The sequence below is a fragment of the Polymorphobacter megasporae genome (assembly GCF_018982885.2).
Taxonomy (GTDB): domain Bacteria; phylum Pseudomonadota; class Alphaproteobacteria; order Sphingomonadales; family Sphingomonadaceae; genus Polymorphobacter_B; species Polymorphobacter_B megasporae.
Window position 1 is genome coordinate 3,093,388 of record NZ_CP081848.1, and the last position, 23,270, is coordinate 3,116,657.

Annotated in this window: 30 protein-coding genes; 12 read left to right on the forward strand and 18 right to left on the reverse strand. The window is 66.0% G+C overall.

From position 1 onward, the window contains the following. Nucleotides 1-124 precede the first annotated feature (124 nt). The 5 genes from KTC28_RS14445 to KTC28_RS23170 all read right to left on the reverse strand — a co-directional run bounded on the left by KTC28_RS14445 (nt 125) and on the right by KTC28_RS23170 (nt 3,056). Nucleotides 125-538 (reverse strand): hypothetical protein, encoded by a 414-nt coding sequence (locus tag KTC28_RS14445; protein WP_216707840.1) that lies wholly within the window; start codon nt 536-538, stop codon nt 125-127. Between the two features lie 132 nt (nt 539-670). Further along, on the reverse strand, nt 671-1,093 hold the full coding sequence (locus tag KTC28_RS14450; protein WP_216707841.1) for an ExbD/TolR family protein: 423 nt from the start codon (nt 1,091-1,093) through the stop codon (nt 671-673). 42 nt (nt 1,094-1,135) lie between these two features. Next, nucleotides 1,136-1,612 (reverse strand): ExbD/TolR family protein, encoded by a 477-nt coding sequence (locus KTC28_RS14455; RefSeq protein WP_216707842.1) that lies wholly within the window; start codon nt 1,610-1,612, stop codon nt 1,136-1,138. Between the two features lie 22 nt (nt 1,613-1,634). Continuing rightward, a complete protein-coding gene (locus KTC28_RS14460) occupies nt 1,635-2,354 on the reverse strand; it encodes a MotA/TolQ/ExbB proton channel family protein (protein WP_216707843.1) in 720 nt (239 codons plus the stop codon). An 81-nt stretch (nt 2,355-2,435) separates the two neighbouring features. After that, entirely contained in the window at nt 2,436-3,056 is a 621-nt protein-coding gene (locus KTC28_RS23170) for an energy transducer TonB (RefSeq protein WP_216707844.1), read from the reverse strand. 315 nt (nt 3,057-3,371) lie between these two features. Here KTC28_RS23170 and KTC28_RS14470 point away from each other — a divergent pair, with 315 nt between their 5' ends. Next, nucleotides 3,372-4,163, forward strand: coding sequence for a hypothetical protein (locus tag KTC28_RS14470; protein ID WP_216707845.1), 792 nt, complete (start codon nt 3,372-3,374; stop codon nt 4,161-4,163). Here KTC28_RS14470 and KTC28_RS14475 read toward each other — a convergent pair. After that, nucleotides 4,160-4,552 carry a dihydroneopterin aldolase gene (locus tag KTC28_RS14475; protein ID WP_216707846.1) on the reverse strand — a complete coding sequence of 131 codons (393 nt, stop codon included), beginning with the start codon at nt 4,550-4,552 and terminating at the stop codon, nt 4,160-4,162. The genes KTC28_RS14470 and KTC28_RS14475 overlap by 4 nt on opposite strands. Next, nucleotides 4,549-5,331 carry an SDR family NAD(P)-dependent oxidoreductase gene (locus KTC28_RS14480; protein WP_216708161.1) on the reverse strand — a complete coding sequence of 261 codons (783 nt, stop codon included), beginning with the start codon at nt 5,329-5,331 and terminating at the stop codon, nt 4,549-4,551. Before KTC28_RS14480 ends, KTC28_RS14475 begins: the two co-directional genes overlap by 4 nt. Nucleotides 5,332-5,542: 211 nt before the next feature. On the opposite strand from KTC28_RS14480, the gene uvrC reads away from it, so the two are divergent. Further along, the gene (gene uvrC, locus KTC28_RS14485; RefSeq protein WP_216707847.1) at nt 5,543-7,468 is read left to right on the forward strand and encodes an excinuclease ABC subunit UvrC; all 1,926 of its coding nucleotides are present in this window, start codon (nt 5,543-5,545) and stop codon (nt 7,466-7,468) included. A gap of 254 nt (nt 7,469-7,722) precedes the next feature. Here uvrC and KTC28_RS14490 read toward each other — a convergent pair whose 3' ends face one another. Next, nucleotides 7,723-8,136: a DUF2147 domain-containing protein gene (locus KTC28_RS14490; RefSeq protein WP_216707848.1), complete on the reverse strand. Its 414-nt coding sequence runs from the start codon at nt 8,134-8,136 to the stop codon at nt 7,723-7,725. A 71-nt stretch (nt 8,137-8,207) separates the two neighbouring features. Between KTC28_RS14490 and KTC28_RS14495 the strand changes: the two genes are divergently transcribed. Together KTC28_RS14495 and KTC28_RS14500 are read left to right on the forward strand one after the other, a co-directional pair. Then, complete coding sequence (locus tag KTC28_RS14495) at nt 8,208-8,915, forward strand: glutathione S-transferase family protein (RefSeq protein WP_216707849.1); 708 nt, start codon at nt 8,208-8,210, stop codon at nt 8,913-8,915. A 29-nt stretch (nt 8,916-8,944) separates the two neighbouring features. Continuing rightward, a complete protein-coding gene (locus tag KTC28_RS14500; RefSeq protein ID WP_216707850.1) occupies nt 8,945-9,349 on the forward strand; it encodes an MAPEG family protein in 405 nt (134 codons plus the stop codon). On the opposite strand, the gene KTC28_RS14505 is transcribed toward KTC28_RS14500, so the two are convergent. After that, nucleotides 9,346-10,017, reverse strand: coding sequence for a nitroreductase (locus KTC28_RS14505; protein WP_216707851.1), 672 nt, complete (start codon nt 10,015-10,017; stop codon nt 9,346-9,348). The two genes, KTC28_RS14500 and KTC28_RS14505, sit on opposite strands and share 4 nt — an antisense overlap. A gap of 55 nt (nt 10,018-10,072) precedes the next feature. Between KTC28_RS14505 and pgsA the strand changes: the two genes are divergently transcribed. Genes pgsA through KTC28_RS14520 form a run of 3 tightly spaced genes read left to right on the forward strand, consistent with a single transcriptional unit; the run spans nt 10,073 to nt 11,324 of the window. Further along, entirely contained in the window at nt 10,073-10,633 is a 561-nt protein-coding gene (gene pgsA, locus KTC28_RS14510) for a CDP-diacylglycerol--glycerol-3-phosphate 3-phosphatidyltransferase (protein ID WP_216708162.1), read from the forward strand. Continuing rightward, nucleotides 10,630-10,884, forward strand: a complete 255-nt coding sequence (gene moaD / locus KTC28_RS14515) for a molybdopterin converting factor subunit 1 (RefSeq protein ID WP_216707852.1) — start codon at nt 10,630-10,632, stop codon at nt 10,882-10,884. The genes pgsA and moaD overlap by 4 nt, the downstream gene beginning before the upstream one ends. Next, complete coding sequence (locus KTC28_RS14520; RefSeq protein ID WP_216707853.1) at nt 10,881-11,324, forward strand: molybdenum cofactor biosynthesis protein MoaE; 444 nt, start codon at nt 10,881-10,883, stop codon at nt 11,322-11,324. Before moaD ends, KTC28_RS14520 begins: the two co-directional genes overlap by 4 nt. Before the next feature lie 124 nt (nt 11,325-11,448). Here the strand turns inward: KTC28_RS14520 and KTC28_RS14525 are convergent, their stop codons facing one another. Then, the gene (locus tag KTC28_RS14525) at nt 11,449-12,423 is read right to left on the reverse strand and encodes an NADPH:quinone oxidoreductase family protein (RefSeq protein WP_216707854.1); all 975 of its coding nucleotides are present in this window, start codon (nt 12,421-12,423) and stop codon (nt 11,449-11,451) included. 110 nt (nt 12,424-12,533) lie between these two features. Then, nucleotides 12,534-13,466: a hydrogen peroxide-inducible genes activator gene (locus KTC28_RS14530; RefSeq protein ID WP_216707855.1), complete on the reverse strand. Its 933-nt coding sequence runs from the start codon at nt 13,464-13,466 to the stop codon at nt 12,534-12,536. A 95-nt stretch (nt 13,467-13,561) separates the two neighbouring features. Here KTC28_RS14530 and KTC28_RS14535 point away from each other — a divergent pair, with 95 nt between their 5' ends. Both KTC28_RS14535 and ahpD read left to right on the forward strand, forming a co-directional pair. Beyond that, nucleotides 13,562-14,116, forward strand: coding sequence for a peroxiredoxin (locus KTC28_RS14535; RefSeq protein WP_216707856.1), 555 nt, complete (start codon nt 13,562-13,564; stop codon nt 14,114-14,116). 211 nt (nt 14,117-14,327) lie between these two features. Beyond that, entirely contained in the window at nt 14,328-14,855 is a 528-nt protein-coding gene (ahpD, locus tag KTC28_RS14540) for an alkylhydroperoxidase, AhpD family (RefSeq protein WP_216707857.1), read from the forward strand. A gap of 66 nt (nt 14,856-14,921) precedes the next feature. Here ahpD and KTC28_RS14545 read toward each other — a convergent pair whose 3' ends face one another. After that, complete coding sequence (locus KTC28_RS14545; RefSeq protein WP_216707858.1) at nt 14,922-15,521, reverse strand: PRC-barrel domain-containing protein; 600 nt, start codon at nt 15,519-15,521, stop codon at nt 14,922-14,924. Nucleotides 15,522-15,691: 170 nt separating this feature from the next. Between KTC28_RS14545 and epsC the strand changes: the two genes are divergently transcribed. After that, entirely contained in the window at nt 15,692-16,393 is a 702-nt protein-coding gene (epsC, locus tag KTC28_RS14550) for a serine O-acetyltransferase EpsC (RefSeq protein WP_216707859.1), read from the forward strand. A 5-nt stretch (nt 16,394-16,398) separates the two neighbouring features. Beyond that, nucleotides 16,399-16,734: a DUF2794 domain-containing protein gene (locus tag KTC28_RS14555; RefSeq protein ID WP_216707860.1), complete on the forward strand. Its 336-nt coding sequence runs from the start codon at nt 16,399-16,401 to the stop codon at nt 16,732-16,734. Here the strand turns inward: KTC28_RS14555 and KTC28_RS14560 are convergent. Continuing rightward, nucleotides 16,731-17,765: a hypothetical protein gene (locus KTC28_RS14560; RefSeq protein WP_369426555.1), complete on the reverse strand. Its 1,035-nt coding sequence runs from the start codon at nt 17,763-17,765 to the stop codon at nt 16,731-16,733. The two genes, KTC28_RS14555 and KTC28_RS14560, sit on opposite strands and share 4 nt — an antisense overlap. Nucleotides 17,766-17,940: 175 nt before the next feature. Here KTC28_RS14560 and KTC28_RS14565 point away from each other — a divergent pair, with 175 nt between their 5' ends. Beyond that, nucleotides 17,941-18,579 (forward strand): hypothetical protein, encoded by a 639-nt coding sequence (locus KTC28_RS14565; RefSeq protein WP_216707862.1) that lies wholly within the window; start codon nt 17,941-17,943, stop codon nt 18,577-18,579. A gap of 119 nt (nt 18,580-18,698) precedes the next feature. Here KTC28_RS14565 and KTC28_RS14570 read toward each other — a convergent pair whose 3' ends face one another. The 5 genes from KTC28_RS14570 to pstA all read right to left on the reverse strand — a co-directional run bounded on the left by KTC28_RS14570 (nt 18,699) and on the right by pstA (nt 23,269). Beyond that, entirely contained in the window at nt 18,699-19,592 is an 894-nt protein-coding gene (locus tag KTC28_RS14570; RefSeq protein ID WP_216707863.1) for an SDR family oxidoreductase, read from the reverse strand. A gap of 126 nt (nt 19,593-19,718) precedes the next feature. After that, a complete protein-coding gene (gene phoB / locus KTC28_RS14575; protein WP_216707864.1) occupies nt 19,719-20,417 on the reverse strand; it encodes a phosphate regulon transcriptional regulator PhoB in 699 nt (232 codons plus the stop codon). Nucleotides 20,418-20,431: 14 nt separating this feature from the next. Continuing rightward, on the reverse strand, nt 20,432-21,133 hold the full coding sequence (gene phoU / locus KTC28_RS14580) for a phosphate signaling complex protein PhoU (RefSeq protein WP_216707865.1): 702 nt from the start codon (nt 21,131-21,133) through the stop codon (nt 20,432-20,434). A gap of 17 nt (nt 21,134-21,150) precedes the next feature. Continuing rightward, nucleotides 21,151-21,954, reverse strand: a complete 804-nt coding sequence (pstB, locus tag KTC28_RS14585; protein WP_216707866.1) for a phosphate ABC transporter ATP-binding protein PstB — start codon at nt 21,952-21,954, stop codon at nt 21,151-21,153. A gap of 7 nt (nt 21,955-21,961) precedes the next feature. After that, a complete protein-coding gene (pstA, locus tag KTC28_RS14590; protein ID WP_255602050.1) occupies nt 21,962-23,269 on the reverse strand; it encodes a phosphate ABC transporter permease PstA in 1,308 nt (435 codons plus the stop codon). Nucleotide 23,270 lies beyond the last annotated feature (1 nt).

Consider the following 23,270-nt stretch of genomic DNA (forward strand, 5'->3'; position numbering starts at 1 on the left):
AAAGGCAAAGATACGGCTCCGGCTATCCCGTGACTGCACGATAAGCCCGCACTCAAGGTGGCGCGCAAAACAAAGGGGCCGGACGTTTCCGCCCGGCCCCCGTATTCGACGATATCAGAGAAGCTTAGTTCTTCTTCATCGCGTCGGCCTTGGCATCCATCGAATCCTTGGTCGCCTTGGCATGTTCCTTCATCGCGTCGGCAGTCTTCGACGCATCGTCCTTCATCGCGCTCGCCTTGTCCTTGGCAGCGTCGACCATGGCGTCGGCCTTCTTGTCGGTCGAGTCCTTCATCGCGCTGGCATCCGACTTGGCGGCGTCGACAACGCCATCGGCCTTGGTCTTCATCGCATCGGCGGCGGCATCGGTCGTCGTCGTCGCGGTCGTCGTCGTCGACGTCATCGCATCGCTCGCCGGGGCCGACGCGTCGGTCGCAACCGGGGTGGTCGTCGTCGTGTCGGTGGTTTCAGCAGCCTTCTTGCCGCAGGCACCGAGCAGGCCGAGGCTGGCAACAGCGACCAGCGTAATGGCAGTCTTCATTGTCGTTCTCCGTAGGAAATGATGCGTGACGTACGCGAACGCGTCGTTAGCGAAATCGGAGGCGCTTGCGAAGCGTGAATATGAGCGGCAAATTAACCGCCGCTCAATCCTCGCCGCCTGCGTCCTTGAAAGCTATTGGTTCGCGTAAGCCTCATTCCCGACGAAGCCCATCTTCTTGACGCCCGAACGCTGCGCCGCTGCCATGACCTCGTCGACCACGACGTACTTTGCCAAAGCATCGGGCTTCAGCCGGAGCTCGGGTTCGACCGGCATCGCCACCGCCTGCTTCATGTAGCCGATCAACTGGGGAAGCGTGACTTCCTTGTTGTTCCAGTAGATCGCACCGAGGAAGTCGATGTTGACCTGGTTGAAGTCGGGCTTGACGTCCGACGGATTGGGGTTGGGCGGCGGCAGGTCGAGCTTGACCGCATGCGTCTGGATCGGAATCGTGATGATGAACATGATCAGCAGGACGAGCATGACGTCGATCAACGGAGTCGTGTTGATGTCCATCATCGGGCTGCCTTCGCCGCCACCACCGGAACTAATCGCCATTTCTATACTCCTTGCGGCGGGCGCGGCCCGCCGCTTTGTATCTTAACGTTCGGTGATCGTGCCGGCAGGCGGCTCCGAGATGAAGCCGATCTTCTGGAAGCCCGCGCGCTGGAGCGTGTAGATCACACCCCCGACGCAGCGATATTCCATGTTGGCGTCACCGCGGATATGGACCTCGGGCAGTTCCTGCTTCGAGCCCGCATCCTTCTGCCGCTTGATTTCAGCACGGAGCGCCGCGACCGAGCGATCGAGGAGTTCCTGCTTCGTCGCGATCTTCTGCTGACCCCAGTACGTGTTGCAGGCGGCATCGACCGACAGCAACACGTTCTCGGGCTTGGTCGTCGTCGGCAGATTGGCGACCTTCGGCAGCGACAACGGGATCGTCTGGATGACGACCGGAACGGTGATCAGGAAGATGATCAGCAGCACCAGCATGACGTCGACGAGCGGCGTCGTGTTGATGTCGGTCATCGGCCCTTCTTCACCGCTTTCGTCCGGTGATCCGACATTCATCGACATGGTAAAGCCCTCGTCTTATCGATCAACGCGCGACTACGGGCTTGCCCGAAACGACCATCGTCTCCGAGGGGACGCGAGCACCCGACATCAGGTAGCCGTGGACGTCCGAGGCGAAGTCGCCGAGCTTTTCGGTGACCGACTTGTTGCGGCGGATCAGGTAGTTGTACCCGAGCACGGCGGGAACGGCGACGAACAGGCCGAGCGCGGTCATGATCAGCGCTTCACCGACCGGGCCGGCAACCTTGTCGATCGATGCCTGACCGGCGATGCCGATGTTGATCAGCGCGCGGTAAATACCGATGACGGTGCCCATAAGACCGACGAACGGAGCGGTTGAACCGACCGAGGCGAGGAAGGCGAGACCGCCCTGGAGCTTCGACACGACGCTCGCGTTCGAACGGTTGAGCGCCATCGTCACCCACTCGTGCTGATCGATCTTGTCGGTCAGGCGGCCTTCGTGATGCTCCGAAGCGCGCAGGCCGTCGTCGACGATCTGGCGGAACGCGCTGTTCTTGCCGAGCTTCGATGCGCCGTCCTTGAGGCTGGGCGCGGCCCAGAACTTCTTCTCGAGCTCACCGGCGTCGGCAAGCACCTTCCGCTGGTCCCACCACTTGGTCAGGATGATGTACCACGAACCGAGCGACATGACGACGAGAACGCCGAAAATCGCCTGGGTGATGATACCGCCCTGTTGCAGGGCCTGCATCAGGCCGTAGGGGTTGGTCGTAGCAACGGTTTCCATCTGGTTTTCCTTGCGATGTCGCGATTTATCGTGATCGGGTTACGGTCTTGTCCGCCCGGTGAGCCGGGCGGACGGGTGCGGTTATTTACGGATCTGCCAGCGGATCGGCAGGACTTTCGTCGATGCGACCGGCGTTCCGTTCTGGAGTGCAGGCTTGAAGCGGAAGCGACGCTGCGCGATCTGGCAGGTCTTCTCGTCGAGCTTCGGAAAGCCGCTCGACGTCGTCACCGCGCAGGTATCGACCTTGCCCTGTGCACTGATCCCGATCGTGATGACCGTCCGGCCCTCCTCCTCGGCGCGGAGCGAAGCCGGCGGATAGTCATCCTCCGAAACTTCGAGACTGCGCGGATTGGCGGTCGCGGCCTGGGTCGGACCCGTCGGAGCGGGCGGCGCAGGCGCAGCAACCGGAGCCGGCGGAGCGACATACGTCACCGGCGGCGGCGGCGCGACGTTCTGCGTCGTGATCGTCGGCGGCGGCGGACTGTCGTTCTGGACGGTCACTTCCGGGGGCGGAACGAACGGCGGAATCTCGATGTCCTTCGGCGGCGGCGGCGGCGGTTCGTCGGGCGGCGGCGCCTCTTCCTTGATGTTGACCGTCTCGAGCGGTCCGACGATGTGCTTGACCATCTTCAGCGCGAGTCCGGTTATGAGCGCATAGCCGAGGAAGATGTGAATGATCACGGCGATGCCGAGACCGATCATCTTGCCTCTGCTAATTCCCTGATCAGCGTAAGCCATAACTCGAGCGAGACTCCCTCAAATGACCGGAGCGCCCCGTGGCGCGCCATGAATGCGTGGACTCAGTCTCGCCGATCAACGCTCGGTTTGACAAGCGAACAATCCAGTTTAGCGCATTATGTTGCGCTGCAACGTGGCTTGACGTCCGAACATTAGCCGCCGAGCCGTCGAGCCGCAACCCGCTTTGTCGCGCGTTAACAGATTAGTCAGTCTCGAGCGCGTCTTGCCGCGACCGCCACCACAGCCTAAGCCGCGACCATCCCCAAACCGGAGCGAATAATGTCGATCGCCCGCCTGCTTGTCCTCCCGCTCGTCCTCGCGCTTTTGGCCAACGCCCCTGTGAGCGCTACCACCGTCGGTTTCGCGGATCTGGCGACGTTGAGCAGCGCCGCGCCGGTCGTGATCCGCGCGACGATCTTCAAGGCCGAGCGGCTCAAGCCGCGCGACGCGCCCGATGTCGCGCCGGGGAGCGCCCGGATGCTCGTGTCGGCGGCGACGACATCGGCGATCGTCGCGCCGGGCGAGGTGCCGCCGCGGATTACCTACCTCGTCGACGTGCCCCTCGACGCGCGGGGCAAGCCGCCGCAGCTGTTGCGGAGCGACGTCCTGCTGTTCCTTCGCGGCAACCCGGCAACCCCCGGCGAATATACTCTGGTCTCCGCGCACGGCCAGCTCGACTGGTCCGCCGACGCCGACGCCGCCGTCCGGGCGATCCTGACCGGTGCCCGCAGCGGAACCGTCCCCGTCGTCACCGGTGTCACCTCGGCGTTCCGCGTCCCCGGCGCAGTCCCCGGCGAGGCGGAGAGCCAGTTCTTCCTGTCGACCCGCGACGGCAAGCCGGTTTCGCTCGTCGTCCTGACGCGGCCCGGCGAGGCGCGGAAGCTGACGATCGCGCTCGGCGATGTCATCGACGATGCCGCCGCCGGCGTGAAGCCGGGGACATTATTATGGTATCGGCTCGCGTGCTTCCTGCCGCAGGCGCTACCGGCCAAGCTCGACGCCGGCGCGGATGTCGCCGACGATTATCGCTTCGTGCTGACGTCGCTCGGCCCGTGCGGGCGGACTTTCTAGAAGGACGCGATCTCGACCCCGACCGCGGCGCAATCGGCGTAGATGTCGGGTTTGCGCGTCGATACGCGGATCCCGGTGACGCCGCGCCGCGCCGCAACATGGTCGTACACCGCGCGGCAGACGGTCTCCTGGAGATTGAACCGGCGTCCGGCGACGATCGCGACGATCCCGGTGCGCAGCGCGTCGTAATCCCACGCTTCTGCGACGGTATCGGATTCGGGGAAATTCTCGGCGTCGAGCCAGACCTCGACATTGATCCGCAGCCGCTGCGGCGTGCCGATCTCGAAGGCGTGGAAACCGATGTCGACCGGTAGGTCGAAGTCTTCGAGGACGATTTTGCGCGTACGCGGCGTGAGGGAGGCCGGGATCAGGCCCGCGAGGTCGGTCATTCGGACTCCACCATATACGCCACGTCGCGCGGCAGGCCGAGCAGGCGCTGCCCGGCATCGAGGGTGATCGTCTGGGCGTTCAACGTCGGCGTGGCAATGATGTAGCGCAGCGTCGCGACGATCTCGGCGACCTCGACCCCGCGGCCGAGCGGGTTGAGCGTGTGCGCCTTGGCAAAATTCTCGCGCGACTGCGGCCCGCTGACCATCGTCACCGCCGGCGCGATCGCGTTGACGCGCAGCTTGGGGGCATAGGCGCGCGCGGCGAGCTCGGTCAGCCCGGCGAGGCCGATCTTGCTGACGGTGTACGACAGGAAATCGGGGTTGAGACTGGCGAGCTTGGCGTCGAGCATGTTGACGACGATCCCGGCGTCGTCGATCCCCGCATCGTCGATCGCGGCGGCGAAGGCGCGGATCAGCAGCGCGGGGGCGCGGAGGTTGACCGCCATGTGGCGGTCCCATTGCTCGATGGTGAAGTCGTCGAAGTGGTCGGGGTCGAAGCGCGATGCGCTGTTGACGAGCAACCCCGGCGGGGCGGCGGCGACGGCGGCGGCAACGATCTTCGCCGTTGCGTCGGGGTCGATGAGATCACACGCGATGACCGACGCCGCGCCTCCCGCGGCGATCAGCTCGTCGCGCAACGCATCGGCCTCGCTGGTCGACGCGTGGCAGTGGATGACGACGTGCCAGCCATCGGCGGCGAGCGCACGGACCAGCTCCGCCCCAATGCGCTTGGCACCTCCGGTGACGATGGCGCTGCGGTTGAGAGGCTGGGCGGTCATCTGGGCGAGGTAGCGACCGCGCCCGGCGGCGGCAAGCGCGGCAGTGTGCCGCCTGAAAAATGGGCAATGTCTTCGACCCACACCGTTCGCCGTTGGTGCAGACGATAATCTGCGCACCCCGTCCGACCGTCGCACACCGCTTTGTCCACAGCCGCCGTGGATAAGCCAATCCTTGAGACGCGGGCCGTGCGCGCCTAGATGCCGTTGACCGATGGCCCTGCCCCCGCCCCCCGACCGCTTTTCCGAGGACATCTCGGCGTCCACCGTCCGGGGGCGCGAGACGCCCGACATCGATGCGGGCGTCGCGGCGATCCGCAACGTGCTGCGGACGCTCCCCGCGCGCCCGGGGGTCTACCGGATGCTCGATAGCGGCGGCGACGTTCTGTATGTCGGCAAGGCGCGCGCATTGAAGGCGCGGGTGACCAACTACACCCAGGTCACCCGCCTACCCCGCCGCCTCCAGCGGATGGTCGCGCAGACGCGGTCGATGACGATCGTGACAACGAATTCGGAGAGCGAGGCGCTGCTGCTCGAGGCGCAGCTGATCAAGCGCTTCCGCCCGGCGTACAACGTCCTGCTGCGCGACGACAAAAGCTTCCCGTTCATCTTCCTGCGCGAGGACCACGCCTTTCCGCGGATCTCGAAGCACCGCGGTGCGCGGGGCGGCAAGGGCATTTATTACGGGCCGTTCGCCAGCGCCGGCGCGGTCAATACGACGCTCAACGCGCTGCAAAAGGTTTTCCTGCTGCGGTCGTGCTCGGATTCGTTCTTCGCCAACCGCTCGCGGCCGTGCCTGCTCCACCAGATCAAGCGCTGCTCTGCGCCGTGCGTCGATCGGATCGAGCCCGACGCCTATGCCGAGCTTGTCGACGACGCCAAGGCGTTCCTGTCGGGCAAGAGCCAGGAGGTCCAGCGCAAGCTCGGCGGGCTGATGGAGACCGCGGCGGCGGCGTACGACTTCGAACTTGCAGCGGTATTCCGCGACCGGCTACGCGCGCTGACCTACATCCAGGGCAGCCAGGCGATCAACGCTGCCGACGCCGCGACCGATGCCGATATCGTCGCGCTCGCGTGCAGCGCCGGGGTAATGTGCATCCAGGTGTTCTTCATCCGCGGCGGGCAGAACTGGGGGCACCGCGCCTTCTTCCCCGCGCACACCACCGAGGTCGCCGAGGACGAGGTGTTGGCGGCCTTCCTCGCGCAATTCTACGACGACGTGCCGGTGCCGCGCGAAGTGTTGCTCGACCGCACCCTCGACGAGATGACGCTCCTCGCCGATGCGCTGTCGGAGCGTGCGGGCAAGCGCGTCGGCCTCCGCGCGCCGCAACGTGGATCGTCGAAGCGCCTCGTGGAACAGGCGACGCGCAACGCGAAGGAGGCACTCGACCGCCACCTTGCCGAATCGACGACGCAGGGGAAGCTGCTCGCCGAGTTGGCCGAGCTTTTCGATCTCGCCGCGCCGCCGCAGCGGATCGAGGTCTACGACAACAGCCACATCCAGGGGACCGCCGCGCTCGGCGCGATGATCGTCGCCGGACCCGAGGGCTTCCGCAAGAACGCGTATCGCAAGTTCAACATGAAGGACCCCAGCATCACGCCGGGTGACGACTTCGCGATGATGAAGGCGATGCTCGGGCGGCGCTTCGTCCGGCTCGAAAAGGAAGATCCCGACCGCACCAGCGGTGACTGGCCCGACCTGCTGCTGATCGACGGCGGACGCGGGCAGTTGAATGCGGTGCTCGAGGTCATGGGCGAACTCGGCGTGTTCAACGTCTGCGTCGTCGGCGTGGCGAAGGGCCCCGACCGCAACGCCGGGCGCGAGACCTTCTACCTGCCCAACGGCCGCGAAATGACGCTGCCGCCGAACACACCGGTGCTGTTCTTCCTCCAGCGGCTGCGTGACGAAGCGCATCGCTTCGCCATCGGCGCGCATCGGGCGAAGCGGTCGAAGGCGATCGTCGCCAACCCGCTCGACGACGTCCCAGGCATCGGCCCGGCGCGTAAGCGCGCGCTGCTGATGCATTTCGGCACGTCGCGAGCGGTGCGCGGGGCGACGCTTGCCGACCTCGAGAAGGCCCCCGGCATCAGCAAGGGCATGGCGGCCGCGTTGCACGGGCACTTCCATCCGAAGGGCTAGAAGCGCCGCACGAAAAGCCTGTCCTACACGCCACTTCGCGGCCTAGCCTCGGCGGCTGAGACGGAAGGAACGCGATGAACCGCTACGACGACGCCATACAGGGTCTGCGAGAGCATGGTGGGCGCTCGATCGGGCTGACCCGTTTGGTTCGCGGCAGGATGACATGCCCCCGAGACGTGGCGTCAGGTTCATCAACTTTGGAATATTGTTGCGCGACCGTTTTAAGCCATTCTGGTTCGCGACAGCAGTTGCGACTAGCGGCGCGCGGCGACTCGCGTCCACGTCTGCGTCTGGCAGACGAGCCCGGGAATGACGCAGCCGCTGACTTCGAGCGCGTTCGGGCCGACTTGCGCCAGCGTGCCGGCGACGGTCTGGCCGATGTCGGGCACGAAGACTTCGCCGGTCCAGTGGTCGGGACCATCGGCGGCCAGACCGCGAAACAATTGCGTGCCGACGAGCTGGTCGGTGCCGCCCCGCGCGGCGTCGTCGCGGGCCTTGTCGTTCGCCCGGACGACGGTGCCGCACAGGCGCGGGCCGCACGGCGCCATCGCCACCTCGACGCTGCCCGCCGGGTTGTGCCATGTTCCGGTGATCCCCGCGGCGTGGAGCGGCGTCACGGCGGCGACACTGGCAAGGGCGGCAAGAACGACGAGCGGCAGACGGTGCATGGCGGACTCCCAACGACGACTGGCGGACTAAGGGCACCGGGCTGGACGCGGCATGAACGATGGAGACGGCGATGACCCTGACGCTTTACACTGCGGCAACGCCCAACGGGTATAAGGTATCCGTCGCGCTCGAGGAGCTCGAGCTCGCCTATGACGTCCGCAAGCTCGACCTGATGGCAGGCGAGCAGAAGCAGCAATGGTATCTCGATATCTGCCCGAACGGACGCGTTCCGGCGATCGTCGACCATGACGTGCCCGGCGGCTTCCCGGTCTTCGAATCGGGCGCGTGCCTGATCTACCTCGCCGAGAAGACCGGGCGGCTGATGCCGTCCGACGCGCTCGGGCGCAGCCGCGTGCTCCAGTGGTTGATGTTCCAGATGGGCGGCGTCGGCCCGATGATGGGACAGGCGAACGTCTTCTTCCGCTATTTCCCCGAGAAGATTCCCGCCGCGATCGCGCGCTATCAGGGCGAAGGCCGCCGCCTGTTCACCGTCCTCGACGGCCAGCTCGCAAAGACCGAGTATCTCGCGGGCGACGACTATAGCATCGCCGACATCGCCAACTGGTGCTGGACGCGGACCGCCGCATGGTCGGGCATCGACACCGAGGGTCTGCCCAACCTGGCGCGCTGGCACGAGACGATCGCGGCTCGCCCGGCGGCGCAGCGCGGGATCGTCGTGCCCGAAGACGCGAGCGCCAAGATGAAAGGGGGCGACGACGCCAAGAAGTTCGCCGACCGGGCGCGGTCGATCGTCGAGATGGGCAAGCCCGCAACCTAAGCAACCGAATTTCCGGGGGGGAAACGACTGTGACGCACTACCTGCCACTAACCGAAGGCGCGCTCATCGCCGCGCTCGCAATCTACGTCTGGTCGGGGATCCGTGTCAGCCAGGCGCGCACCAAGTTCGGCGTCATGGCCCCGACCGTGACCGGGGCCCCGGAGTTCGAGCGGGCGTTTCGTGCGCAGCAGAACACCGTCGAGCAGATGGTGTTGTTCGTGCCGCTCCTCGGCCTTGCGGCGTTGTTCTGGGGCGACCTGTGGGCAGGGCTTTACGGGGCGATCTGGAGCGTCGGGCGGCTGATCTACATCGAGACGTACATCCGCGCCGCCGGCAAGCGCTCGCTCGGCTTCCTGCTGTCGGGCGTGCTGTCGTTGATCGTCCTGATCGCCGTCATCGTCAGCTTCGGCCTTCACCAGTTCGGGATCGGCTAAAGCCCTCGAAAGGTTGCGAAATCCTCAACCGCGGCGCGGCGCGCACGCATCGCGTTGACCGGATCGGCGGGGTCGGCGTGGCCGATCGCCATGCCGCAGAACAGCATTCGCTCGGGCGGCAGGTCGATGAATTTCCCCACTGTCTGCGGATACACCGCCCAACACTCCTGCGCGCAACTATCGAGCCCCTCCTCCCGCAGCAGCAGCATCACCGTCTGGAGGAACATGCCGAGATCCGACCATTGCGGCGGCCCCATCCCCCGGTCGACCGAGCAGAACAACGCCATCGGCGCGCCGAAGAACTGGAAGTTGCGCGCGAACCACATCATCCGCGCCATCTTGTCCTCGCGCGGAATGCCGAGCGCGCCGTACAAATCCTCGCCGACCTCGAAGCGATAAGTCCGCTGCCGCTCGGGCAAGGTCTTGGGATAGATGTCGTACTCGCTCCCCTCGCCGCCCGGCGCCGCCCGGACGCGGTCGAGCATGATCGCCTTCAGCTCGGCCAGCGGTTCGCCCGCAACGACGTCGATGTGCCAAGGCTGGAGATTGCCCCCCGACGGTGACCGTGCCGCTGTCGCGAGGACGCGTCGGATCACCGCGGCGTCGACCGGGTCGGGCAGGAACCCACGGACCGACCGGCGGCTCGCCACCGCATCACTGACCTGCATCGATCTCGCTCCAGCCGTTGAGTTGCTGAGGCCCTTAGCCTATCCCCGGCGCGTGTTGTCCAGCCTCCCCAATCTCCTGACGCTCAGCCGGATCTTCGCGGTCCCCTTGCTCGTCGCCCTGCTGTGGGATCCCGGGGTCGCGGCGATCCTTGCGGCGTTCGTCGTCTTCTCGGTCGCCGGAGCGACCGACTATCTCGACGGCTATCTCGCCCGGGCGCGCGGCACGGTGTCGAAGCTCGGGGTGTTCCTCGATCCGGTCGCCGACAAGATCATGGTCGCGGCGACGATCGTCATGCTCGTCCATGTCGGCGCGATCCACGGGCTGGCGGTGATCGCCGCGCTCGTCATCCTGCTCCGCGAGATCACCGTCTCCGGCCTGCGCGAATTCCTCGCCGGGCTGCAGGTGTCGCTCCCGGTCAGCGCGCTGGCGAAGTGGAAGACCGCGTTCCAGATGATCGCGCTCGGTGCGCTGATCCTCGGCGTCGCCACCCCGAAGATCGCGCCATGGCTGCCCGCGCCGCTCGTCGGGCTGTGGTGCCTGTGGCTCGCCGCGGGGCTGACCGTAGTCACCGGCTACGACTATCTCCGTGTCGGCCTCAAGCACATGGACACATGATCGACCTCGTCTATTTCGCGTGGGTCCGCGAGCGGATCGGGGTCGACGGCGAGGTGCTGCCGCTGCCGCCCGGAGCCGCGACGGTCGGCGATCTGCTCGACTGGCTCGCCACCCGCTCCCCCGGCCACGCCGCCGCGCTGGGCGACCACACGGCGATCCGCGTCGCGGTCGACCAGGCGTTCGTCGGGCTCGATGCGGCCATCACCGACGGTGTCGAAGTCGCGATCTTCCCCCCGGTCACCGGAGGGTGATCGCCGTCCGCGTCCAAGCCGAGCCGATCGACTCCGCCGCCGCGATCGCCGCGCTGACCAAAGACCGTGACGACGTCGGCGCGGTCGTCACCTTCACCGGCTTCGTCCGCGCCGACGATGACCTGATCGCGCTGACCCTTGAGCACTACCCAGCCATGACCGAACGCGCCCTCGCCGCGATCGCCGCCGAGGCCGAGGTGCGCTGGCCCGTCACCGGCGGCAGCGTCGTCCACCGCGTCGGACGGATGCTGCCCGGCGAGGCGATCGTCCTCGTCGCCGTCGCCAGCGCCCACCGCGCCGCCGCATTCGAGGCGTGCGCCTTCCTGATGGACTGGCTCAAGACCAAGGCCCCGTTCTGGAAGTCGGAGGAGCGCGCCGGGGGAGCAACTTGGGTCGAGGCCAAAGCGAGCGACGACACCGCCGCCGCTCGCTGGAACTAACCAGATACGCTAAGTTCAAAATAAGGTCACGCAAACGCGCATGTCTTGTTCGGCAGCCTTACGCCCCAAACGCAAGCCGCCTCGCATTTTGTTCTTAGCCTATCCGGTTCAGAATGTCAAGCCCTCACGTCGTCAGCACGACTTTCCCCGTTGCCTTGCGGTCCATCATCCAGCGGATCGCTGCCGGGCCTTCTTCGAGCGGGAAATGCTTGCTGACGTGCGGCTTGAGCTTGCCCGCGGCGTACCAGTCGAGCAGCTCGGCCATGTTGGCGCGGTGAACCTGCGGTTCGGCCTGGGTGAACGCGCCCCAGAACACGCCGACGATCGACGCGCCCTTGATCAGCGGCAGGTTGAGCGGCAGCGACGGGATGTTACCCGCGGCGAACCCGACAACGAGGTAACGCCCGTTCCAGCCGATCGAGCGGAACGCCGGCTCAGCGTAGCGGTCGCCGACGGGGTCGTAGATGACGTCGGGGCCCTTGCCGCCGGTCAGCCGCTTGACCTCGTCCTTGAGGTTGGCTGTCGCGTAATTGATCGTCGCGTCGGCGCCATATTCGCGACACAGCTCCAATTTTTCATCGGTCGAGGCGGCGGCGATGACCGTCGCGCCCATCAGCTTGCCGAGCTCGACCGCGGTCAGCCCGACGCCCCCCGCCGCGCCGAGGACGAGCAGCGTCTCCCCGGGCTGCAGCCGGGCGCGCTGCTTGAGCGCATGATGCGACGTGCCGTAGGTCATGGTGAAGCCGGCGGCGATGTCGGCGGGCATGTCGCCCGGAATCGGAACGATCTGCGCGCGATTGGCGATGACATATTCGGCGAAGCAGCCGTTCCCGGTCATCGCCACAGCGCGATCACCGACCTTGAGATCGTCGATCCCCTCGCCGACCGCGTCGATCACCCCCGCCGCCTCGCCACCCGGGGTGAACGGCATCGGCGGCTTGAACTGGTAGAGGTTCTGAATGATCAGCGTGTCGGGAAAATTGACCCCGGCGGCCTCGACCTTGAGCCGGACTTGCCCACGTCCTGGCTCGGGCATCGGCACGTCCTGGACCACGAGCAGTTCGGGCGGACCATGCTCCACGCACATCACGGCTTTCATCGACGCTTCCCCAAGTGATTGATCGGCTTCGTGTGCCGTGCGGCAAGGGATATCAGCATCGCCGGTTGGAACAACCCGTATCCGCAATCAGACGGAAACAGCATGGCATTTCAGTCGCTTGCGACTTGAACCGCGCTGCGGATGTCAGTCGCGGCAGCAACGAGGGCATCGGCGAGCAAGGCAAACTCGTCGGCGCGCGGTGAACTCGACCGCCACGCGAGCGCGATCTCGCGGCTCGCGTGCTCGCCTTTTACCGGGCGGGCGATGACCGGGGTGTTGAGTAATATCCCGGCGTCTATCGCCATTTTAGGCACGAGCGTGAGCCCGAGGCGATTGGCGACCATCTGGACGAGCGTATGCAGCGAGGTGCCGAGGATTGCGGCATCGGCGCGCAGATCGGGGCGCCCGCATGCCGCGAGCGCGTGATCCTTGAGGCAGTGCCCGTCCTCGAGCAACAGCAGCCGCGCGGTGTCGATCGCCTCGGGCGGGACGCGGAGTGGCGGGTCGGTATAGTCGGCAGGATGGAAGGCAAGGTAGAACGGGTCGTCGAACAGCCGCTTGGTGGCGACGTCGCCGCACCCCCACGGCAGCGCGAGCAGGACGCAATCGAGTTGTCCGCGCGCAAGCGCCTCGCACGCCGCGCCGCTCGGTTCTTCGCGCAGGAACAGCTTGAGGTCGGGATAGGATTCGCGGAGCCGGGGGAGAAGGCGCGGGAGCAGGAACGGCGCAATCGTCGGGATGACGCCAAGGCGGAGTTCACCGCCGAGCGGCTTCGAGGCAGAGTGTGCGAGTTCAGCGAGCTCGTCGGCCTCGCGCAGCACAGTATACGCTTTTGCCACGACGCGCTCGCCAAGCGGGGTGAAACGGACGACGCGGCGAGTCCGCTCGACCAGCGTCACCCCGAGCAACGTCTCGAGTTCACGCAAACCCGCCGATAGCGTCGACTGGCTGACGAAGGTTGCAGCCGCCGCGCGGCCGAAATGACCGCTTTGGTGCAATGCAACAAGATATTGCAACTGCTTAAGGGTTGGCAGGAAAGTCATCGGGAAAGCCGATCAATAGCCGAGATTATATTCGTTAGGCAAATTTGGTGCAGTGCACCATTTAGGGTTGGCGATATATTCCCAAGGAGAATCCCATGCTCAGCGTCGGCGACAAGCTGCCCAATTTTACCCTCTCGGTCCAGCAGGGCATATCCGCCCTCCCCGGTGGCGAAACGCTCGATCTCGCGACCCATGCCCCCGGCAAGTGGAAGATCCTGTTCTTCTGGCCCAAGGACTTTACCTTCATCTGCCCGACCGAGATCATCGGGTACGGCGATCTCGCCGAAGATTTCGCCGACCGTGACACCGTTCTGATCGGCGGCTCGACCGACAGCGACTTTGTCCACTTCGCATGGCGCAAGGCCGACGAGCGCCTCGCCAAGTGCGACTTCCCGTGGATCGCCGACAACAAGCACGAGCTGACCCGTGCCCTTGGCATCCTCGACAAGGACGCTGGCGTCGCGCTGCGAGCGACCTTCATCGTCGACCCCGAAGGCGTGATCCAGCACATCACGGTCAATGGCCTCAACGTCGGCCGCAACCCGGCGGAGACGTTGCGCATCCTCGACGCGCTCCAGACCGACGAGCTGTGCCCGTGCAACTGGAAGGAAGGCGACGACGTCCTCCAGCCGATGGCCGAAGCGGCGTAAGCCCCACGTCCTTCTTCCGACTGGGAGAGGGATACGTCTGTTCCCTCTCCCCTTGAGGGAGAGGGACGGCGCTCTTGCGCCAGGGTGAGGGCTAAGTGCGGCACGTCCCGCCTTATGCTCCTCTCCCCCATCCACCCTCACCCTGGTCGCCAAGCGGCAACCGTCCCTCCCCCTCGAGGGGGGAGGGAAACAAGATGACGTAGGATTTCCCATGTCCCTCAACGACCTCGCCCGCACACTCCCCGACTATGCCAAGGATCTTCGGCTCAACCTGTCGTCGCTGCTTACCGAGCAGGGCCTGACCGATCAGCAGAAATATGGCTGCATCGTCGCGTGTGCCCACGCCGCGTCGTACCGCCCGCTGATCGTCGAGGCCGAGGCCGACGCCGCAGCGAAACTGACCGAAGCCGGCATGACCGCCGCCAAGGCCGCCGCGTCGATCATGGCGATGAACAACATCTACTACCGCTTCATCCATCTTGCGGCGAACAAAGAATATTCGACGCGTCCGGCAAAGCTGCGGATGAACGTCATCGGCGCCCCCGGAATCGACAAGGCCGACTTCGAGCTGTTCAGCCTCGCGGTCTCGGCGGTCAACGGCTGCGGCATGTGCATCGACGCGCATGAAAAGGTGCTGCTTGCGGCGGGCATGTCGATCGACACGATCCAGACTGCGGTGCGCATCGCGGCGGTGATCCATGCGATCGCACGGTCCCTCCAGGCGCTCCCGCAAGCCTGAACGAAAAGAGGCGGCCCGGGTCAGGGCCGCCTCCATTGTCATTCACGCTGCGATCGGTCGCAGCGATCAGAAGTTGCGGTTCGCGCCCATTCCGGTCGACGCCATGCCGCTCGATCCGGCACCGGTGGTCGACCCGATTGCATCGGCAGTGTCAACGCCCGCCGCGCGGCCGTGCGGAATGTTGACGCCGTAATAGTCGTCGATCTCGCCGCTGCGCTGACCGTAATCGAGCGTATCGACCTCGTCGCGGCTATAGTTCGGCGCATCGCGCAGGTCGTCAGCGGTATGCTGGATGTTGTATCCGCCCTTGGCCTCGTCATACGTCAGCACGTTCCACGGCAGCGGGTGATAGCGCTCGCCGATGCCGAGGAAACCGCCGAACGACATTACGGCATAGGCAACTTTGCCCGACGTCTTGCCGAGCATGATCGAATCGACCGTGCCGAGGCGTTCGCCGCTGGCGTCGTACACCGCGGTGCCGACGACCTTGTCGGCCGAGATCAGGTCGTGCGTCTCGTCGGTACGGAGCGTGTCGCTGTCGGCAGCGGCGCTCGTCGGGATACCGGCAGGAGCAGCCGAATGGGTCGTGTCCTGGACGGTGAGCCCGTCGTTGTATTCGGGGCTGCGGGTCCCGGTCGTCGCGGCGTACGGATTGTCGGTGGTCATCGGATCCTCCTCTGCGGGAAGCCCTGCTGGGCCTGCCCATCAACGGGTGCGAGCCTTCGGCGTTCCGGCAATTCGTCGCACAGAAAACGCGTTTGGTGGCGGGCTGGCGTTGCACCCCGCGGCGGGTTATGAGCGTTGCTCGAAAACGGGGAAAACCCCGGGAGACCCGAATGACCGCGCTGTTCGCCTATCTCGATGCCGTCAAGGCGCGCGACCCCGCCGCCCGCTCGCGCTGGGAGGTGATGCTGTACCCCGGTGTCTGGGCGCTCGGCTTCCACCGTATCGCGCATGCGCTGTACAATGCGCGGCTGTTCCTGCTCGCGCGGGTCGTCAATCATACCGGGCGCTTCCTCACCGCGATCGACATCCACCCGGGCGCGAAGATTGGACGCGAATTCTTCATCGACCACGGCTTCGTCGTCATCGGCGAGACCGCCGAGATCGGTGACGGCGTGACGATCTACCAGTGCGTCACCCTTGGCGGCACCGACCCCGCGAACGGCATTCCCGGCAAGCGCCATCCGACGATCGCCGACGGCGTGATCATCGGCTCGGGCGCGCAGGTCCTCGGCCCGATCCTCGTCGGCACACGTGCACGGATCGGCGCGAACGCCGTCGTCACCCGCGACGTCCCCGAAGGCGCGACGATGGTCGGCATCCCGGCGAAATCGACGCTCGTCGACGCCGGCGACTATGCGCGGAAGTTTGTTCCGTACGGCACGCCCTGCAGCCAGCGGTTCGACCCCGAGACGCAGAAGCTCGAAATCCTGCGGTGCGAGGTCGAAACCCTTCGTGTCCGCCTCGACGCGCTGGCACCGCATGACGCCGGTGCCGACGCCGCCGACGCGAAAACGCGGCAGAACCAGGGCTGACCGGCTTGTCGAACGTCGTCCCCCTGCCCGTTCCGGCGGCACGGCAGACGGTGTTCGACCGGCACGAGTTGAACGCGATCCTCGGTGTCTACGGGCGGATGGTCGCGGCGGGGTTCTGGCGCGACTATGCGGTCGAGTTGGGCCGCGACACTGCGGTCTTCTCCGCCTTCCGCCGCGCTGCCGAGCGTCCTGAAATCCAGGTCGTCAAGGCTCCGGCGCTGCGGACGAAACAAGGGATGTATGCGTTGATCGGCGAGGCCGGGGCGGTGCTCAAGCGCGGCCACGAACTCAGCTCGATCCTCGCGCCGCTCGAACGCAAGCTCGTCAAGCTGGTCGACTAGACCGTCACCACCGGAAGCCGCGCGGTCAGGCCAACCGGAAGCATCGCCAGCACCCGCGCGCGGATCGGCCGCCACGCCGCAGACAGCAGTACGAGGAAGCTGCCAAGGACGAGCGCAGTCAGCGCGAGCGACATGTCGAGCGCGCCGCCGCTGACGACGAGCGACTGGATCGCATAGACGACATACGCCAGCGCCGAGACGAGCAACGCACGCCGGTCGATCGCCAGCGCGACGAGCGTCAGCCCGGCATAGACCCCAATCACCGCGACCGCCGCTCCCGGTGCCGGGTTGCCACGCAGCAGCCCGGCGAGCGCGAACACTGGATGGATGATCGCCGGGGCCGCGAGCAGGTGGAGCCAGAACGCGACGTCGGTCCAGCGCGTCACCCGCGCCCGGTCGCGCATGTCGAACGACATCGCCAGCGCGAAGGTCGCCAGCCCGGCGAAGAGAACGAGAACAAGCAGCAGGTCGGGCGACACCGGCATCAACGCGGCAACCGTCGCGAGCACCGTCCCGCCGACGGCCGCTGCCCCGGCAGCGACGGTGATCGGGACCATGAACCGCCGCCAATGCAAATACGCCGCGATCGCCGCCGCTGCGGCCGCCGCGACGACCCCAAGCGACCCCTGCGTTTCGGCGCCGAGGCTCGATCCCCCGGTCGTGACCGCAAGCACGGTGCCGAACACTCCGCCAACGAACGCGAGGAGCAACACGATGCTCGGCAGCGCCATCCGCCGGATGCGCGTAAAATATTCGGCGAGCCCCCAGCCCGCCGCCGCGACGAGGCCCGAGCCGAGGATCGGGGTGATCCGCCCGCCAAGGCTCGAGATCGCGAACAGGACCAGGCCGATCGCAATCGTGACGAAAATATCGTTGAACCCGGTCAGCAGCCGGAACGATTCCTCGTCGGGTCCGGCGCGATCGACGCTCGCCGCAGCGGAATTCTCGCTCGTAAAAGCGATTAGGCGCTCCCGTGTCGTGGCGTCGAGGATGCCCGCCCTGACCGCCGCGTCGAGATCGATCTCACTCATCATGCGCCCGTCCTAGCATTGGCTGTCGGCGCCCCGCCGTCACCTTCGCTTGATACGCGCCAGGCCGACCCTCGGCAAATACTCCGGACGATGAAGCCGCCCGAACCGGGAGCGGAACGGAACCTCGCCGTTAGGCTGTCGTTCCTGCCGCATCCTCAACAATCGGAGACAATCAATGCGTCGTATCGCGCTTCTTACTTTTTCAGCCGTAATCGCGCTGTCGTCGCTCCCGGCGCATGCCGGTGAAGCCGAGCGCGCCCGTCAGGCGATTGCCGAAGCCCAGGGCAAGATCGATGCCGGCGACAAGGCCGGGGCTAACGGCGACGCCGCGCTGCTCCAGACGCAGGCGCGCGACGCATTGCAGTCGGCGAAGGACCGGCTGAATCGCGGCCGCAAGGAAGAGGCAATCACCGACGCGCACCACGCGAGCGAGCTCGCCGATCGCGCGATCGTCGTCTCGCAGAACCGCAAGGTCGGCGAACAGCGCGCCGAAACCCGCGACGCCGTCGCCGCAGCCGCCGCCGCGCAACAGAATGCCGCCGCCGCAAACAACCGCGCCGATGCCGCACAGCAGCAGGCCATGACAGCACAGCAGCAGGCTGACGCCAATGCGCAGGCCGCCGCCGCCGCGAATGCGCAGGCCGACGCGCTGCGCAATGCTCCGCCTCCGCCGCCCGCCCCGGCGACCACGACGGTCACGACGGTCGACAAGCGGGTCGTCACCCCGGCACACACGACGAAGCGCAGGGTCGTCCACCACCCCGCCACGGTCACCGACAAGACGACCGTGACGACGATCACCACGCCGAACTAAAGACTATCGTTCCCCCGGACTGCCCTCGCGGCGGTCCGGGGACTGCGAGCGGGTCCCGCGCGCGTTAAGCGTCGCGAATGGTAACACTGCCCACCCCGCGATCCCCGCCTGACGCCAGCTTAGACTGCGCCCAGCGCCATCGCCCCCTGTGCGGCACCGGTGTCCGGGACAATCTCCCCCGTGCGGTCGCTGATTTCCGCAAAGCGCGCTGCGATCGTCTCGGGAGTCATGTCCTCGGGCGCGACATGGATGCCGCGCGTCAGCGTGACGTACGCCCGCTCGAAGCCCCCTGCCCCGGCGTTGATCACCGCGTTCGCGGGAGCGTCGTCCGACACGAGGTAGAGCGCGGCAGGGGCGACCGTCTCGGGCCCCATCTTCGCCAGCAGTTCGGGCGGCATCAAATCCTCGGTCATCCGGGTTGCCGCGACCGGCGCGATCGTGTTGACCTTGATCCCGTATTTCGCGCCTTCGAGGCTGAGCGTCTTCATCAGGCCGACGAGTGCGAGTTTGGCCGCGCCGTAATTCGCCTGGCCGAAATTTCCGTACAGCCCGGTCGACGACGTCGTCATCAGGATGCGGCCGAAGGTCTGCTCGCGCATCGTCTCCCACACCGCCTTGGTGCAGACGACCGATCCCATCAGGTGGACGTCGATGACTTGACGGAAGTCATCGAGACTCATCTTGACGAAGGTCCGATCGCGCAGGATTCCGGCGTTGTTGATCAGGATATCGATCCGGCCCCAGCGCTCCTTGACGAAGCCGACCATCTTGTCGACGGCAGCGGCATCGGTGACGCTCGCGCCATTGGCGATCGCCTCGCCGCCGGCGGCAATAATCTCATCGACGACAAGCTGCGCCGCACCGATCGAGCTGCCCGAACCGTCGCGCGCGCCGCCGAGGTCGTTAACCACGACCTTCGCGCCGCGCTTGGCGAGTTCGAGCGCGTAGGCACGGCCAAGGCCGCCCCCGGCGCCGGTAACGATGGCGACGCGGTTGTCGAAACGGATGGTCATGTGACGCGGGTATCCCTGTGAATGCCGCAACGATCTAGGCTAGCGCGGGGCGCGGGGAAAGGGCGCAGCCACGACAATCCGGTCAGCGACGAAGCGCTGCGGCAATCGCGGCATCGATCGAACGCGTCAGGCCGGAATCGGCTCGAGGTCGAGCGCATATCCCGCCGAGCGGACGGTGCGGATGACGTCGGGCAGATTGTCACCGTTAACCGCCTTGCGAAGCCGCCGGATGTGAACGTCGACGGTCCGCTGCTCGACGTAGACGTCGCGACCCCAGACCGCATCGAGCAGCTGTTCACGGCTGAAGACCCGCGCCGGATGCTCGAGAAAATGACGGAGCAAGCGGAATTCGGTCGGCCCGAGCGCGATCGCCATGCCGTCGCGCGTCACGCGGTGAGCCGACGTGTCCATCTTGATCCCGGCATAGTCGAGGTTGCCCCCCGACAGCGCCGGCCGCAGCCGCCGCAGCACCGCGCGGACGCGGGCAATCAATTCGCGGGGGGAAAACGGCTTGGTGATATAATCGTCGGCACCGGTTTCGAGGCCGCGGATCCGATCGGCTTCTTCGGCGCGTGCGGTCAGCATGACGATCGGCAGCCCGGCGGTGACCGGGGCGCGGCGCAGGCGGCGGCACACCTCGATCCCCGACAGGTTGGCGATCATCCAGTCGAGGATGACGAGGTCGGGCTTCTCCTCCTCGGCGAGAACGAGCGCTTCCTCGCCGTCGCCGGTGCGGATGACGTCGAAGCCCTCCTTTTCGAGATTGTACGTGACAAGCTCGACGAGGTTGGCGTCGTCTTCGACAAGGAGAATCTTCGGCTTCATGCGCGATACTCTACTTAGACTGCGTAGGCGGTGTCGTCGGTCTTTTTACGATCGGCGATATAGTCGCCGGTGGCGCTGAAATACACCATTTCAGCGACATTGGTCGCGTGATCGCCGATCCGCTCGAGGTTCTTGGCGATGAACAGCAGATGCGCCGACGGCGTGATGTGGTGCGGGTTTTCCATCATGAACGTCAGCAGCGAGCGGAACAGGCTGTTGTAGAAATCGTCGACCGTGGCGTCGCGCTGGACGACGGCGAGCGCCTTGTCGGCGTCGCGATCGACGAACGCGTCGAGCGCATCCTTGATCATCTCGACGACGACCCGCGCCATCTGCGGGATGATGATGACGGGTTCGATTTGCGACGTCGCAGTCAGCGTCGACGCCCGCTTGGCGATGTTCTTGGCATAATCGCCGATGCGCTCGAGGACCGAGCTGATCTTGAGCGCGGCGATAATTTCGCGCAGGTCACTCGCCATCGGCGCGCGCAAGGCAATCATCGTCACCGCCAGCCGCTCGGCTTCGGCTTCGAGCGCGTCGATGCGCTTGTCGGTCTCGACGACCGCAATCGCCGCATCGGGATCACGCGCCATCAATGCCTCGACCGCGGCGGTGATCTGCGCTTCGCACAGTCCGCCCATCTGGCCGACGATCGACCGTAACTGGTTGATCTCGTCGTCGAACGACTTGACGGTATGTGCGCTCTGGTCAGCCATGTTCGTCCCCTATCCGGTCAGCCGTAGCGGCCGGTGATATAGTCCTTGGTGCGCGGTTCGGAAGGATTGGTGAAGATCATCTTCGTATCGCCGTACTCGACCATCGTGCCGAGGTGGAAGAAGGCAGTCTTCTGACTAACCCGCGCCGCCTGCTGCATATTATGGGTGACGATGACGATAGCATAGCGGCCGCGAAGTTCATCGATCAATTCTTCGATCTTTGCGGTCGCGATCGGATCGAGCGCGGAGCACGGCTCGTCCATCAGGATGACCTCGGGATCGACCGCGATCGCGCGGGCGATGCACAGCCGCTGCTGCTGACCGCCCGACATCGCCGTGCCGCTCTCGCCGAGCCGGTCCTTCGCTTCGTCCCACAGCCCCGCGCGCCGCAGCGAGCCTTCGACGATTTCGTCCATCTCGGCCTTGTTGCGCGCGAGGCCGTGGATCGACGGGCCATAGGCGACATTGTCGTAGATCGACTTGGGGAACGGGTTGGGCTTCTGGAAGACCATGCCGACGCGCGCGCGGAGCTGCACGACGTCCATGTCGCCCTTGTAGATGTCGGTCCCGTCGAGCTTGATCTCGCCTTCGACCCGCGCCGAGGCGACGGTGTCGTTCATCCGGTTGAGGCAGCGCAGGAAGGTCGACTTGCCGCACCCCGAAGGCCCGATGAATGCGGTGACATTCTCCTGGCTGACGTCGATCGAGACGTTCTTGAGCGCCTGCTTCGGGCCGTAATAGACGCTGACGTCGCGCGCGGTCATCTTGGTCGTGACCGGTCCGGCAGTCGACGCCGACGGGGTCACCGTCTGTGAATCCATGTCCATCCTACCAGCGCCTCTCGAATTTGTTGCGGAGATAGATGGCGACGCCATTCATCAGTAGAAGGAAGAGCAGGAGAACGATGATCGCCGCGCTGGTCTTCTCGACGAAGCTGCGGTTGACCTCGTTCGACCAGAGATAGACCTGCATCGGCAGCACCGTCGCCGGCTGGGTCAGTCCCGACGGCGGCGCGCCGACGAAGGCGCGCATACCGATGAGCAGCAGCGGCGCGGTCTCGCCGAGCGCGCGCGCCATGCCGATGATCGTTCCCGTCAGAATACCGGGAAGCGCGAGCGGCAGGACGTGCTGGAACACCACCTGGATCGGCGACGCACCGATGCCGAGCGCGGCGTCGCGGATCGACGGCGCGACCGCCTTGATCGCGTTGCGCCCGGCGATGACGATGACCGGCATCGTCATCAGCGCGAGGGTCAACCCGCCGACGATCGGGGCCGAGCGCGGCATGCCGAAGGTCCCAAGGAAGACCGCGAGGCCAAGCAGCCCGAAGATGATCGACGGCACCGCCGCAAGGTTGTTGATCGAGACCTCGATCATGTCGGTCCACCAGTTCCGCGGCGCATACTCCTCAAGGTACAGCGCCGACAGCACGCCGACCGGGAAGCTGAGGACGAGCGTGACGAACATCGTCAGCATCGATCCCTTGAACGCGCCCCAGATGCCGACCGAGACCGGGTCGGACGAGTCGGCGGCGCTCAGGAAGTTGGTGTTAAAATGGGTCCGCGTCGCGTCGTCGGTCTCGAGCCGGGCATAAGCTTCCTTGAACGGCCCGATGTCGGCCGATGGCGACTTGCCCTTGGCGACGAGGTCGAGATTGCCGGCTGCCGGAACCCATAGGGTCACCGTCTTGCCGATGAGCGACGGGTCGGCGGTGACCGCCTCGCGCAGCGCAGTCCAGCCGGTGTCGGAGACGAATTCGGCGCCCTTGTCGCCGAAGCGTGTGACGGCGGCAGCTGTGACGACCCCGGCGAAGTCGGCAGCGGATAGCGCGGCTTCCTTGTCCGGACCGGCGAGTTGCGCCTGCGTCAGGTTGAGCTTTGCCGCGGTGATTGGGATGGCCAGCTTGATTTCGGTGCGGAAGAAGCCGGGAATGCCGTTGATCGCCATGTTGACGAGCAAGAAGGCGAGGAACAGCACCGACGCGGCAACGGCGATAAAGCCGAGGGCGCGGAAGCGGGTCTCGGCGGCGTAGCGCCCGCGGATGCGCCGCTTCATCGCCGGGTTCGACCAATCGGTCGGGGCCTTGGCGGCGAGGCCGCGCGGCACCGTCGCCATCGGAGAGGCTATCGACGCCATA

What these genes read in the sequence shown, in the direction of transcription:
- KTC28_RS14450 (WP_216707841.1), bottom strand. Translation starts at nt 1,093, where the DNA reads ATGGCGATTAGTTCCGGTGGTGGCGGCGAAGGCAGCCCGATGATGGAC.
- KTC28_RS14565 (WP_216707862.1), top strand. Translation starts at nt 17,941, where the DNA reads ATGCGTCGTATCGCGCTTCTTACTTTTTCAGCCGTAATCGCGCTGTCG.
- moaD (WP_216707852.1), top strand. Translation starts at nt 10,630, where the DNA reads ATGATCGACCTCGTCTATTTCGCGTGGGTCCGCGAGCGGATCGGGGTC.
- KTC28_RS14455 (WP_216707842.1), bottom strand. Translation starts at nt 1,612, where the DNA reads ATGTCGATGAATGTCGGATCACCGGACGAAAGCGGTGAAGAAGGGCCG.
- KTC28_RS14530 (WP_216707855.1), bottom strand. Translation starts at nt 13,466, where the DNA reads ATGACTTTCCTGCCAACCCTTAAGCAGTTGCAATATCTTGTTGCATTG.
- KTC28_RS14535 (WP_216707856.1), top strand. Translation starts at nt 13,562, where the DNA reads ATGCTCAGCGTCGGCGACAAGCTGCCCAATTTTACCCTCTCGGTCCAG.
- ahpD (WP_216707857.1), top strand. Translation starts at nt 14,328, where the DNA reads ATGTCCCTCAACGACCTCGCCCGCACACTCCCCGACTATGCCAAGGAT.
- KTC28_RS14525 (WP_216707854.1), bottom strand. Translation starts at nt 12,423, where the DNA reads ATGAAAGCCGTGATGTGCGTGGAGCATGGTCCGCCCGAACTGCTCGTG.
- KTC28_RS14495 (WP_216707849.1), top strand. Translation starts at nt 8,208, where the DNA reads ATGACCCTGACGCTTTACACTGCGGCAACGCCCAACGGGTATAAGGTA.
- pstB (WP_216707866.1), bottom strand. Translation starts at nt 21,954, where the DNA reads ATGGATTCACAGACGGTGACCCCGTCGGCGTCGACTGCCGGACCGGTC.
- phoU (WP_216707865.1), bottom strand. Translation starts at nt 21,133, where the DNA reads ATGGCTGACCAGAGCGCACATACCGTCAAGTCGTTCGACGACGAGATC.
- phoB (WP_216707864.1), bottom strand. Translation starts at nt 20,417, where the DNA reads ATGAAGCCGAAGATTCTCCTTGTCGAAGACGACGCCAACCTCGTCGAG.
- pstA (WP_255602050.1), bottom strand. Translation starts at nt 23,269, where the DNA reads ATGGCGTCGATAGCCTCTCCGATGGCGACGGTGCCGCGCGGCCTCGCC.
- KTC28_RS14480 (WP_216708161.1), bottom strand. Translation starts at nt 5,331, where the DNA reads ATGACCGCCCAGCCTCTCAACCGCAGCGCCATCGTCACCGGAGGTGCC.
- uvrC (WP_216707847.1), top strand. Translation starts at nt 5,543, where the DNA reads ATGGCCCTGCCCCCGCCCCCCGACCGCTTTTCCGAGGACATCTCGGCG.
- KTC28_RS14570 (WP_216707863.1), bottom strand. Translation starts at nt 19,592, where the DNA reads ATGACCATCCGTTTCGACAACCGCGTCGCCATCGTTACCGGCGCCGGG.
- KTC28_RS14560 (WP_369426555.1), bottom strand. Translation starts at nt 17,765, where the DNA reads ATGAGTGAGATCGATCTCGACGCGGCGGTCAGGGCGGGCATCCTCGAC.
- epsC (WP_216707859.1), top strand. Translation starts at nt 15,692, where the DNA reads ATGACCGCGCTGTTCGCCTATCTCGATGCCGTCAAGGCGCGCGACCCC.
- KTC28_RS14475 (WP_216707846.1), bottom strand. Translation starts at nt 4,552, where the DNA reads ATGACCGACCTCGCGGGCCTGATCCCGGCCTCCCTCACGCCGCGTACG.
- KTC28_RS14445 (WP_216707840.1), bottom strand. Translation starts at nt 538, where the DNA reads ATGAAGACTGCCATTACGCTGGTCGCTGTTGCCAGCCTCGGCCTGCTC.
- KTC28_RS14490 (WP_216707848.1), bottom strand. Translation starts at nt 8,136, where the DNA reads ATGCACCGTCTGCCGCTCGTCGTTCTTGCCGCCCTTGCCAGTGTCGCC.
- KTC28_RS23170 (WP_216707844.1), bottom strand. Translation starts at nt 3,056, where the DNA reads ATGATCGGTCTCGGCATCGCCGTGATCATTCACATCTTCCTCGGCTAT.
- KTC28_RS14505 (WP_216707851.1), bottom strand. Translation starts at nt 10,017, where the DNA reads ATGCAGGTCAGTGATGCGGTGGCGAGCCGCCGGTCGGTCCGTGGGTTC.
- KTC28_RS14470 (WP_216707845.1), top strand. Translation starts at nt 3,372, where the DNA reads ATGTCGATCGCCCGCCTGCTTGTCCTCCCGCTCGTCCTCGCGCTTTTG.
- KTC28_RS14545 (WP_216707858.1), bottom strand. Translation starts at nt 15,521, where the DNA reads ATGACCACCGACAATCCGTACGCCGCGACGACCGGGACCCGCAGCCCC.
- KTC28_RS14460 (WP_216707843.1), bottom strand. Translation starts at nt 2,354, where the DNA reads ATGGAAACCGTTGCTACGACCAACCCCTACGGCCTGATGCAGGCCCTG.